Here is a 251-nt window from a genome sequence, read left to right on the forward strand (position 1 = left end):
CATCACGCGCCGCACATCGATCCCTTGGTCGACGGGCTCACGCGTTCCCAGCGATCCATCCCGCACGAACGCGACCCGGTCGGCGGCGTGATCGACCACGTTGACCTTCTCACTGTAGGTCCGCGCCTCTCGGAACAGGCGTTCCAGCACCATCGCGTCGGTCGCCGGCATCCGCGCATCTTCTTGCCGTTGCCGGCACAGGGCATCGAGCCGATCGCGCTCGACCACTACCCTGGCCTCGTGTCGGTGCC

At 67.3% G+C, this 251-nt stretch carries 1 protein-coding gene; it reads right to left on the reverse strand.

The annotated features are described in order from the left end of the window. The coding region (locus tag C1X29_RS30155; RefSeq protein WP_218275743.1) for a hypothetical protein at nt 1–228 on the reverse strand (228 nt) is incomplete at its 3' end. Nucleotides 229–251: the final 23 nt, after the last annotated feature.

Origin of the sequence: Pseudomonas sp. GW456-12-10-14-LB2, from assembly GCF_002884345.1 — a bacterium.
GTDB lineage: Bacteria > Pseudomonadota > Gammaproteobacteria > Pseudomonadales > Pseudomonadaceae > Aquipseudomonas > Aquipseudomonas paraglycinae.